This is a genomic window from Mycolicibacterium rhodesiae (assembly GCF_002086695.1).
GTDB lineage: Bacteria > Actinomycetota > Actinomycetes > Mycobacteriales > Mycobacteriaceae > Mycobacterium > Mycobacterium rhodesiae.
The window spans coordinates 70,596-81,306 of the sequence record NZ_MVIH01000002.1; the positions used below are offsets into that span (position 1 = coordinate 70,596).

Here is a 10,711-nt window from a genome sequence, read left to right on the forward strand (position 1 = left end):
CTCTCCAGATCAATTCGTGGTGAAGTTGCGCGCCAGCGTGGCGGACGGGAACCAGCGGCCATCGGCCAGGGTGTCGGTGAGCCGGTCGAGCGCCAGCGCGATCGCGAACGGGGTGCCCGGCGAGAAGGTCGACAGCCACTCCCCGTCGGCTGCGCGCTCCGGGTTCACCAGCACGCGGCCGGCGTCGCTGTCGACGATGCCCACGCCGACCTCGCTGAGGCGGTGCACACCGTCGTGGGCGGAGCCGGCACGGATCTCGACGTAACTGCGCGGTCCGGTGAACACCGACCGCACCACCGGAACGGCCGAGCCGGGGATACCCAGGTGTTCGAGGACCCGATCGAGATCGGCTCCAGCGCGCAACTTTTCGTCGGCACGGTGCCCCGCGCGGGTCGGAAGGGTGAACTCGGCGAACCGTGCCGGCGAGCGGCCGGCCAGCCCGGCCGCGACGACCTGGGCAAGCGCAAACGGATCGCTGATGTCGAGCTCGGTGAGAGTGACGAGCTCCCCGCTGCGCAGCGCCACCACCGTGTGGTCTGCGCGGCGGGCCACCAGGCCGCGCAACATCTCGGTGCCGGCGCCCCGCACGTAGCGCAGCTCGAGCCAGCGGTCCGGCGCGCAGACCGTGCGGGTCCACCGGGCCACCGCGGGTGCCATCGTCTCGTCCTCGGACATCACCCGTGCGCGGGTCAGCTCGGCTCGCAACCGAGCCAGGATCGCCGGGGCCTCACGCTGGTCGGCCACCGCAGGCGTGATCGCCAGCACCCACGGAAACGAACCTGCGCCAATGCTTTCGGCGACGAACCAGGCAGCGTCAGCGGTCAGCTCGACCGCGTTAGGTGCGGCCATGTCTCAGCCCCACTTGGCGCCTTCGGCTTGATCACGCGCATGCATCGACAGAGTATTGGTCTCGTGGGTGCCTGCCATCGCACGGTACGCGCGCACCAGTTCCTCCATGGCCAGGTTCCACTGCGCCTGCCATGCCTGGTAGGTCATCCCGGTCTCGCCTTGCCAGGCACCCTGTAGTGCGGACTGTTCAGTGGCGATATCGGCTCCGACTGCCTGCAGTGTGCCTGCGTAGCCGGCCATGTCACCGGCATGCCCCAGCATGGCCGGGTAGTTGTACATGATTTGGGACATCAGAAGCCTCCGTAAGTCGTTGCCGCTGCGGCATCTTGGGCCACATAGGTCGCGCCGGCCTCGCCGAGGTTCATCTGCGCGATGTCGAGCAGGGAGTTGACCTTCGCGGCCACCTCGACGAACCGCGCATGCGCGGCTTGGAAGGCGGCCGAGGATTCGCCCATGTGGAACGTCTGCGCAGACATCGCGGCTTGTTCGGCCTGTGCGATGGTGCTGCGCATCAGCGCCGTCTTGGCACCGAAGGCGGCCTCGGCGGCCACGAGTTGCGGTATGTGCGCATCCAGCATGCTCACGGTATTTCTCCCATCATTCTCGGTGGTGATCTCTGTCGGACGGATCGCTGTCCCACGTGGCCGGAAGCATCGGCGTGATGGGGCGTTCATGCTGTGTGTCGCCGGCGAACTCGGTCAGCCCCGCGGCGGTCACATCGCGAGCCTTGGTCGCGGTTCCGGTGAATCCGAGCGTTCCCGCACCGCGGTCGGAGGACGACGTGGTGGGCGGCGCAGCCGGTTCGGCGGGTACGCCGGCGTCGCTGGTGAGGTCCATGTACTCGTCGCGGTGCGCGCGGTCCTTGAGTCGCTGGGCACGCCGTCGCTGCGCGCGTTCCTTGGCTTGCACCGAGGACAGCGCAGCCGCGGCGGGTGCCGCCTCGGACACCGGGGCCTTGGCACCGCTGCCCTCGGTCAGTGACGGGCCCGGGCCCTCGTCGGGGTCGGCACCGCCGACCGCGTAGAACACCGCCTGCGCTGCCGGTGCCGGTGCCGTCGGTGCCGAGGCGGGGGCCTGCGCACCGGCGGCGGTCGGTGCCGCGGGCGCGGTGGCGGGCACGGTCGGCGCCGCCGACGACACCGGCCAGACGTTGGGTTGCCGCGCTTGGATCGGCGCCGGGGCCTGCTCAGGTGCGACGTCTGGGGCGGCCGGATTCGGCACCAGCGTCAGCAATCCCAGCAGGGGCAGGCCTGCGACGAGGAGCATCGGGGCCCACAGCGGTGAGCTCAGAACCAGTCCCCAGGTGGTCCACCCGACCGGCTGGAAGATCGCCTGATACAGCAACGCGGACAGCAGCGGTCCCCAGGTCTGCCAGGCCTGGACCGGGTTGGTCAGGAAGTCGACGATGATCTGCTGGAGGCTCTGCACCGGATGGGTGAGAAAGTCCCAGATCAGATCACCGTCCGGGAGTGACTTGATGTAAGCCTCCAGCAGATCCAGGATGCTGTTGGAATTGGTCAGCGCCGAGCCCGATTCGCCGGCCTGGGGCTGCGCTGCGGACGCGAACGCCGTCGTTGACGATGCGGCGTCTGCGCCGGGCAGCACAATCGTCGGAGCGGGCACGCCGCGGGGAGCCGCGGCCAGGGCGGTGCCTGCGACGGTTTGGTAGACACTCATCGTGGTGGCCGCCTGGATCCACATCCGCACGTAGTCGGCCTCGTTCAGGGCGATGGGGATTGTGTTGATGCCGAAGAAGTTCGTGGCCATCAGCACCCCGTGGACGGTGTGGTTGGCGGCCAGTTCGGGCAGCGTCGGCATGGCGGCCAGCGCCGCGGTGTAGGCGGCGGCGGCGGTCTGCTGCTGGGCGGCTGCCCCGGCGCTGTGGGCGCTGGCCTGTTCGAGCCACGCCAGGTAGGGCGCGTGGCTCACGACGTACTGTTCTGCACTCGGACCCTGCCATGAGCCGGCCTGAACAGCAGCGAGAATCTGGGTGAGTTCGGCTGCGGCGCCGGCGTATTCGACGCTCAGCGTCTCCCACGCTGCGGCCGCGGCGAGCATCTGACCGGCCCCGGGGCCGGCACTCAACAGCGCCGAATGCACCTCCGGCGGCGACGCGAACCAGATTGGGGCGGTCATCAGCCTCCCCGTGCGATCACGTAGGAGCCCGCCGCGGCGGCATCCGTGGCTGCGTACCCGGCTCCGGACTCGCCCACCGCCGCGGCGGATCGGCCGAGTTCGGTCGCACCCTGGGTGGCAGTCGCGGTGTGCTCGAGTCCCTGGGCGCTGAAGCCTGCTGCGGTCTGCAGCGAGACGGGATCGGAGCCGGGTGGAAGCACTGCCGTGATCAACGGCGCGGCAGCCACGTTCGCGGCAGCCAGTCGCGCCGCCAGGGCCGTCACCTGGGCGCCGGCCGCAGCCAGCCCCTCTGGGACAACACGCAGGGTCATGACGGGTTCTCCTCCGGGTAGCGCGCATGAGATGCGCTGTGCGCGAGAGCAAAAGGGTTGACCAGTTGGACATGCTCGACACCATCGCTGTCACCGAGCAGCATCGCCCGTCCGGCGGGGAGCCTGGTGAAACGATGCCCGCGGATCTTGGCGCCGTCGGCGGGATTGCCCGACAACATCAGCACTGCCGCCTGCAGATCGCTCATGCGGCGCAGCAGCGGATTGGTCATCAGGGCATGCGCGGAACCGCTTGCCCGGCCGGTGACGATCACCCGCAGGCCGAGATCACCTGCGGCGGAGAGCAGTCCGATCAGCGGTGTCCATGGTCGGTGCCCGGCGTACGGCCCGCTCATCGCCGGGCCGTCCGGGATCTGGTCGACGTCGTCGATGATCAGGAAGTGGGTGTGCGCCGAGGCTGTACGGGTGCGGTAGTCCCATGCCGACAGTTCGCCGGCGGTGAGACCCGCCGGCGGCCTGCGCTGTTCGATCAATGCCGACAGACCCATCACAGCCGGAGTCACCCGGTCGATGTTCGCGCTGTACTCGTTGTCCGCGAAGAGCGGTTCGTCGACGAGGTGCAGGCGACGGTCGAACACGGTGAAGGCGACGTCCTCGGCGCGGGAATTGTCGCGGACGGTGCGGATGAGGTGCCGGAGCAAGGTGGTCTTACCCGACTTGCTGTCACCGAGCACCATCAGCAGCGGCTGCTCGGCGAAATCGTGGACCACCGCATCCAGATCGAATTCACGTTGTCCCAACACCACTCGCTCGCCACCCCGATGCAGGGGGGCCACAACCTGGGGCGTCAGGTCGGCAGGCAGCAGCCGCACCACCGGAGCGTGCAGTCCCGGGTACGCGGCGTTGATCGCCGGTATCCGGGTCAGATCGGGCTCGGCGAACAAGAAGTGCTCCCCCGCCATCGTCAATCCACGGCCAGGCTGGTCGTGCGGCACCGATTCGGCGGGCCTGCGCAGGCTGTCGGTGACCCGCACGTTGCTGTCACGGGGGTCCGGCAGGCGCAGTTCCAGACGCAACCCGAGCCCGTCGCGCATCGCGAGCGGCACCTCGAGCCAGTTCGGTGTGGTGATGACGACGTGAATACCGTGCGCCAAGCCGGTATTCGCCAGTTCGGTGACGTCGGCCAGCAGCGGGTTTCGGGTGTTGAACTGATCGGTGTTGTCGCGACCGAAGGCGTAGAGGTTGTCGATCAGCAGGAACACTTCCCCGTAGGAGTCGGTGTAGCCACCCTGCTGTCCGGCATTGCGTTGCCGCGACCTCAGCAGTTGCTCCAGCTCCCCGAACGTGCGCCGAATCCGCTCCGGTTCCAACGGCGAGGCCACGCTGCCCACATGTGCCAGGTCTTCCAGGCCCCGCAGTCGTCCGCCGCCGTAGTCCAGGACGTAGAACGTGACGTCGCGCGGCGAGTGCAGCTGCGCCGCCGACAACACAAAGGTCTGCAGCGCCGTCGACTTGCCGGACTTGGCGCCACCGTGGATCACCACATTGCCCGCCGATGAGGTGGCGTCGAAAACCAGCGACTCGCGGCGCATCTCGAACGGCAGATCGATCTCTCCCAGCGGCCAGCGCCACTGCCGCTCCGGCACGGCTGCGCCCGCGAGTACCTCGTCGAGCGTGATGTTCTCGTCCAGCGGGGGCAGCCACAGTGCCGGGGCTTTCGGACCGTACTGTGCCAGTTGCTCACCGATGGTCGTGATCAGCTTGCGAGGCACCGCGGCCGGTGCGATCTCGTGGTCGGACAGCACCACGATGTCCTCGGCGAGCGCGGCCGGCCCGGCCGTGAACGGCACCGGATCCGGTGCGGAGGGCACCGCGTACGACGTCACCGGGCGCGGCGGGTCGTAGATGCCGTCGACGTAGGTGCTACGGAACTTTATCGGTGCGGCTCCCGGTGAGGGCACCAGGAAGCCGACTCCCTTGTGTTCCCTGCCTGATTCGATGTGATAGGCATCCTCGACACCGATGACTTGCCGCGAGACGGCGGGGCTGGCCACTTTGAGACCGATCCGGTACGAGGTGTTCTTGTCGATGTCGCGGATGCGACCGATGTCGAGGGTCTGCGAGGCGAACAGGATATGGATGCGGAATGAACGCCCCTTGCGGGCGACGTAGTCGAACAGCTCGGCGTACTCCGGATGCTCGGCCAGCATCAGGGTGAACTCGTCAGCGACGACGAACAGCGTTGGCAGGGGCGGCAGTTCGATGCCCGCTGCCTCCGCTGCCGGCCGCGCGGCCTCGTACTCGGCCACCGAGCCGAACGCGCTGCCCTGCACGCGACGGCCGGCGTCACGCAGCAGACCCTCCCGACGGGCGACCTCACCGCGCAGTGTGTCGGCGAACCGGTCGGCCAGCGACTTCTTCTCCGCCATATTGGAGATGACGGCAACCACCTGCGGGAAGTTGCGGAAGATGTCGGCGCCGGCCTCACCCTTGAAGTCGACGTAGATCACAATGAGTCGGTCGGCGGAATGAGTCGTCAACAGCGACAACAGGATCGACATCAACATCTGAGACTTACCGGAACCCGTCATCCCGATCATCAGACCGTGCGGGCCCATACCGCCTTCTGCCTCGTCTTTGAGATCGAAGTACAGCGGCACACCGGTCGCGGTGACACCGATGGGCACCCGCAGCTCCTCGTCGCGAAGGCGGGGTGCCCATACGTCTGCGATGTCGAGCGCCGACGCATCCGGGATGCCCATCAGTGTGGTGAAGCTCGCTCCCCTGGTGGCCGGTGAGCGAAGTCCGGCATGAGTGGGGTTCGAGTCCCATCGCGCCAGGCCGCGGGCCAGATGCACGGCGTCGGCGTCTGCCAGCTGGTCGGCGTGGGCGACGTAGGTCTGCCAGCCGTCGCTCTCCCAACGCTCGATCTTCCCGCCGGCAACCCGCAGGATCGGCCGGTCCGGATCGGCGTACCGTCCCGGTCGCGGGCCGGATTGGACTGCGGCGGTGTAGATCACCGTGACTCCGGCCAAACCGGTGGCGAGCACCGAATCCTCCGGCGTGTGGCCCGGATCGTCGACTACCACCAGCAGATGACGAAGCGGATCGTCGGCGTCGACACCGAACAGCGGGCGGTCGGCAAGTGCGGGCCCGATCGCCGCGATCAGGTCGTCGGTGTTCGCCGCCAGGTATCGAGCCGGCCCACAGCCGTCGAGCTGTCCGGGAATATCGGTGTGCGGCAGCCACTTCAGCCAGTTCCAGTCAGGTGCTTCCAGCTCGGGGCTGGCCAGCGCGATACCCAGGGACGCGGCGTCATGCCAGGTGACGGCCTGAGCCAGCCAGGCGCGCAGCACCGCTCTGACCTCGTCGGCGTCGCCGTGGACGGTGATCCGCGACACCGTCGTCACGTCGATACCCCGTGGGGCGTCGCGGACGGTGCGCTGCGTGTCGAGCAGAGCACGTAACGCGCTGTGTGACACCGGCTCCAGGTCGACCTCGTCAGCGGTGTCCTTGACCCGCAGCGTGGTGGCCAGCGGTACGTCGTGCAGCCCGACACGCAGCACCAGGAAGTCGGCGTCGTGCGGGTCGCGCTCCCACTGCCGGCGCGAGCCGGGGATGGCGGTCAGCGCCGACGGGTCGGGGTGCGACCACACCAGCGCGTCGCGTTGCGCGGCAGCCTCGGCGCGCACGTTGTCCCGGATGACCGACAGGTAGCGCAGGTAGTCGGCGCGTTCGGCGTCGACCTCCTCGGTGCGCATCTTGTTGTCGCTGCCGCGGTACAGCGCGGTTGCGGCGAGCAGCAAGACGAACGGGAAGAACAGTGTCTGCGGTGAGATGAGTTTCATCCCGGTGGCCACCATCGCGACGATCATGCCGACGATCAGAATCACGATCAGAAACGGCAGTGCGCGACGAAGCATCGACGCGGGGACCGCCCGTGGCAGCTCGGGGGGTGGCTCGATGACGATCGCCCCCGTGTTGGTCGGGGGGACCGGCAACCGCCGGCCGGCCTCGAAGATCAGGCGGCTCATCGGTTCTCCTGCTGGACTACGGGCCGGACGGCGTCGTACACGACGAGAGCGTCGGTTTGGGACAAGGCCGGACCTGGGGCGAACAGGGTTAGCACCGACCACGGGATCGGCAACGGCGGTTCAGACAGACCCAGTGCAGCGACGGTCTTCTCACTTGACTTGGGGTCGCCGCCGATTCCGTACCGGACGCCGGTGTCGGACACCCAGAACAGTGATCCCGCCGGGGGCGACGCCGGCTGCTGGCCGACGGTTTGGACGAAGTAACCGCGCCCGGGCGGCAGCGCGACTCGGGTCGCTGTGCCGGGATTTCCTCCGCCGACGAGGTCGACCGATTGCATTCCTCCGGCGACCGGCAGTACCGAGCCGGACAACAACGTCGTCGAACTCGTTGCAGCGCCATCGATCTTGGTCCACTGCGCGCAGGTCACCGGTGCGGTCGCGGCGTCGACCAGCTTGATCGGCTCCGACGGGAATGCCGACACATCGAGCATCGCCGAAACCGGCAGCCGGGCGATGTCGTCGGCGCCGAGTTGCGGTGGCTGCGCCAGCCCGTAGGAATTGGCGTTGCGCAACGCCGCCGCCAAGACCGGGCTGATCGGTTGAAGTCCGTCGGGCAGCACCGCATAGTTCACCGGGGTGCCGTCGTTGCGATAGGCGATCACCACCGCGCCGATCGGGGCGCCGGCGGGAATCGGATAACCGGCGGGCGAACCCGCCTCGGGGATCTGCGGGATCCGCAGTGCCGGGGCCTCTGGGATCGCGTTGAACAGACCTGCCGCAATGGGCCGCGCGGTAGGCGTTGCGGCGGGCAGTCCGAGCGCGTCGGTGACGGCGCGGTCGGCGAGGTCGATGGCGCTGCGCCGGCCGTCCCAGAGCAGCCAGGTCCCGTCGGCGCCGCCGACCAGCACGCCACGGCTCTCACCCAGCAAGGCGGCTCGGGCGCCGCCGCGTTCCAGCTGCCCGGCGATCACGGTGACCCCGGCCTGGTCCGATCCGGCGCTGCCGTCACACACCGCCCAATCTCCGTCGCGAGAAGTGTTCTGCACCATGCGTTCCGGGGCTCCGGGGATACCGATCAGGCTGCCTCGGGCGAACTTGTCCAGCTGCTCACTGCTGACAGTGGTGGGGTCCACCGCCCGTCCCACAGCGAGCCGCGCGGACGTCAGGTTGAGCACCGGATGCAGCCGATCACCCACGCGCACGTAGAGCGCGGCGGTGGAGCGGTCGGCCAGCACCGGGTCGCTGCCCGGCACACCGCCGGGGCGCAACACCGAGAACACGAAACAGCCGAGCACCGCGGTCACGACCAGCAGTACGCCCATCAACACGGCGCGCGACTGACTGCGCAATGGATCGACCAGCATCCGCGTGTCGTGCAGCGCAAGTCCGGATGCGATGCGGCGCATGACGAATCGCCAGCCCGTCACCTGGTGGCGAGTGATGAATCCGCGCCGGTACGTGACCTGCTCGGCATTGTCGTTGGCCGGTGTGCGCGACGAGAAGGACCGTCGGTCGTCGCTCATTACGCGGGCACCGTCAGGCCGAGGCCACCCAGCAGCGGCACGACGGACGCGCGCACATCGGACGCGGTGATCGTCATCAGCTGCTCGTCGGTGAAATCAGCACCGGCCAGGTCTGTGTGGTCCAACCTGAATTCTCGTTCCTCCTCGGACCGTTCGACCACATTGCGGACGAAGCGCCCGTTACCGGCGATGTCGAGGCTTCGCCGCGCCACGCCGTTCGAGTCGGGGGTCGACGAATCGGCCAGCCGGCCGAACAACTCCTCCAGATGGTGCAGGGCCGCGGGCTCGAACACGCTGTCCCGGTTGGCCGCCATCGCGACGGCGATCTCGACGAGTTCGGCAGCAGAGTAGGACGGGAAGACGATGCTGCGGGTGAACCGGGACCGCAGACCTTCGTTGGTGTCCAGGAACCGGTCGAGATCGGCGCGATAACCGGCGATGATGACCACGAGGCGATCGCGGTCGTTCTCCATCCGGGCCAGCAGGGTGTCGATGGCGACCAGACCGAAGTCGTTCTTGGCGCCGGTCGCAACCAAGGCGTAGGCCTCATCGAGAAAGAGCACGCCGTCGAGGGCGCTGTCGATGAGGGCGTTGGTCTTCGCTTCGGTCTCACCGATGTGTTGTCCGATCATGTCGGCGCGGTGCACCTCGCGGACGTTCTCCCTCTTGAGCAGCCCGAGACCGCAGTAGATCTTGGCGACGACGCGCGCGATCGTCGTCTTGCCGGTGCCGGGCGGGCCGGCGAACACCAGGTGATGGGTCCGTTGAGCGACGGTCAATCCGCGCTCCTCGCGGCGCAACGCCATCGCCACCGAGCTTTTCAGCCGCGACACCTGGTTCTTCACCTCGTCGAGCCCGATGAATTCGCCGAGCTCGCGTTCGGCCTCCTCCAGCAGTGCAGCCTTCCGCTCGCGGGCCTCCGGGTCGATGAAATCGTCTGCGGTGGGCTCGGTTTCGATGTCCCACGGGTCGGTGCGGGCTTCGATGCGCGCCGCGGTCGTGGTGACGACTCCGAACGTCGGGTCGGACAGTGCATGCTCGATCTGCTCGTTGTCCGGGTTGGCGGCGTACAGGTCCTGCAAGACGTCGGCGGCGGTGTCCTCGTCGCCGTACGCGCGCAGAGCCAATGCCTTGACCAGGGCGCCATCCACCGCGGCGACGGCAACCGGACCGTCGGGCTCCTCGAGATAGGACAACGCCGGGGCGAACATCCCGAGCCGGGCGAGTGCAACACCGAGCGCCACCTTCGCGGCGTGCGCGAAGTAGGGATCGAGGCCGGTGTCGTTGACCACCGGAGTCAGCAGCTTCACCACATCCGACCAGCGGTGCGCACGGGAGCGCAGCGCCACGTCGACCCAGCGCGCGTCGTGCCACTGCGGCCTGCGGGTGCGGATCTCGCTGATGATCTCGTCGGCGGCGTGGAACGCGCCGTCGGTCGCCAGCGCGGCGGCATGGGCCAGCCGGAAATCGTCGGTGGTGGTGGCGCGGAATCGCAGGTAGAGCCCGGTGTCGTAGTCGAACCCCAACGCGCCCGCGGGCAACTCGATGCGCCTCTGCAGCACGCCGGCGGTGTCGGCGGTGCGGACGATAGCGGCCAGCACCTCCAGCGAGTCCGCCCCACCTGCTGCCGCCAGTCCGGTCCACGCGTCGCACTGATCGTGTGCGACCCGGGTGAGTTCGGTGAACGCCCGGCGCGCGGCCGGCATGTCGGCGGGGCGGCGCCGGTCATACACCGGCAGGCCGAGCGCTTTACAGCAGGTTGCGAATCGGCTGACCACATCCGCGTCCACGCGCGCGGCCCGCGCGTGCGTCACTACACCGTTGTTCATGCGCATCGTCTCGGGGTGACGGTCGAACCCGGCCCCGCCTCCTTAGGTTTGCCTAACCAATGTAGAGAGAA

The 10,711-nt window shown here is 68.5% G+C and carries 8 protein-coding genes; all 8 read right to left on the reverse strand.

The window, feature by feature from the left end; genetic code table 11:
• Positions 1-9: 9 nt before the first annotated feature.
• Genes BST42_RS04375 through eccA form a run of 8 tightly spaced genes read right to left on the reverse strand, consistent with a single transcriptional unit; the run spans position 10 to position 10,640 of the window.
• Positions 10-849 (reverse strand): ESX secretion-associated protein EspG, encoded by an 840-nt coding sequence (locus BST42_RS04375; protein ID WP_083117357.1) that lies wholly within the window; start codon positions 847-849, stop codon positions 10-12.
• A gap of 3 nt (positions 850-852) precedes the next feature.
• Positions 853-1,140: a WXG100 family type VII secretion target gene (locus BST42_RS04380; protein WP_083117358.1), complete on the reverse strand. Its 288-nt coding sequence runs from the start codon at positions 1,138-1,140 to the stop codon at positions 853-855.
• Positions 1,140-1,433, reverse strand: coding sequence for a type VII secretion protein EsxS (locus tag BST42_RS04385; RefSeq protein WP_083117359.1), 294 nt, complete (start codon positions 1,431-1,433; stop codon positions 1,140-1,142). The genes BST42_RS04380 and BST42_RS04385 overlap by 1 nt, the downstream gene beginning before the upstream one ends.
• A 13-nt stretch (positions 1,434-1,446) precedes the next feature.
• Entirely contained in the window at positions 1,447-2,985 is a 1,539-nt protein-coding gene (locus BST42_RS04390) for a PPE family protein (RefSeq protein WP_083117360.1), read from the reverse strand.
• The gene (locus BST42_RS04395; protein WP_083117361.1) at positions 2,985-3,296 is read right to left on the reverse strand and encodes a PE family protein; all 312 of its coding nucleotides are present in this window, start codon (positions 3,294-3,296) and stop codon (positions 2,985-2,987) included. Before BST42_RS04395 ends, BST42_RS04390 begins: the two co-directional genes overlap by 1 nt.
• Positions 3,293-7,288 carry a type VII secretion protein EccCa gene (eccCa, locus tag BST42_RS04400; RefSeq protein WP_083117362.1) on the reverse strand — a complete coding sequence of 1,332 codons (3,996 nt, stop codon included), beginning with the start codon at positions 7,286-7,288 and terminating at the stop codon, positions 3,293-3,295. The genes BST42_RS04395 and eccCa overlap by 4 nt, the downstream gene beginning before the upstream one ends.
• The gene (gene eccB / locus BST42_RS04405) at positions 7,285-8,811 is read right to left on the reverse strand and encodes a type VII secretion protein EccB (RefSeq protein ID WP_083117363.1); all 1,527 of its coding nucleotides are present in this window, start codon (positions 8,809-8,811) and stop codon (positions 7,285-7,287) included. Before eccB ends, eccCa begins: the two co-directional genes overlap by 4 nt.
• On the reverse strand, positions 8,811-10,640 hold the full coding sequence (eccA, locus tag BST42_RS04410; RefSeq protein ID WP_083117858.1) for a type VII secretion AAA-ATPase EccA: 1,830 nt from the start codon (positions 10,638-10,640) through the stop codon (positions 8,811-8,813). The genes eccB and eccA overlap by 1 nt, the downstream gene beginning before the upstream one ends.
• Positions 10,641-10,711: the final 71 nt, after the last annotated feature.

Bases quoted from the DNA above. Each gene is read 5' to 3' on its own strand.
- BST42_RS04375 (WP_083117357.1), bottom strand. From the start codon at position 849: ATGGCCGCACCTAACGCGGTCGAGCTGACCGCTGACGCTGCCTGGTTC.
- BST42_RS04380 (WP_083117358.1), bottom strand. From the start codon at position 1,140: ATGTCCCAAATCATGTACAACTACCCGGCCATGCTGGGGCATGCCGGT.
- BST42_RS04390 (WP_083117360.1), bottom strand. From the start codon at position 2,985: ATGACCGCCCCAATCTGGTTCGCGTCGCCGCCGGAGGTGCATTCGGCG.
- BST42_RS04395 (WP_083117361.1), bottom strand. From the start codon at position 3,296: ATGACCCTGCGTGTTGTCCCAGAGGGGCTGGCTGCGGCCGGCGCCCAG.
- eccCa (WP_083117362.1), bottom strand. From the start codon at position 7,288: ATGAGCCGCCTGATCTTCGAGGCCGGCCGGCGGTTGCCGGTCCCCCCG.
- eccB (WP_083117363.1), bottom strand. From the start codon at position 8,811: ATGAGCGACGACCGACGGTCCTTCTCGTCGCGCACACCGGCCAACGAC.
- eccA (WP_083117858.1), bottom strand. From the start codon at position 10,640: ATGAACAACGGTGTAGTGACGCACGCGCGGGCCGCGCGCGTGGACGCG.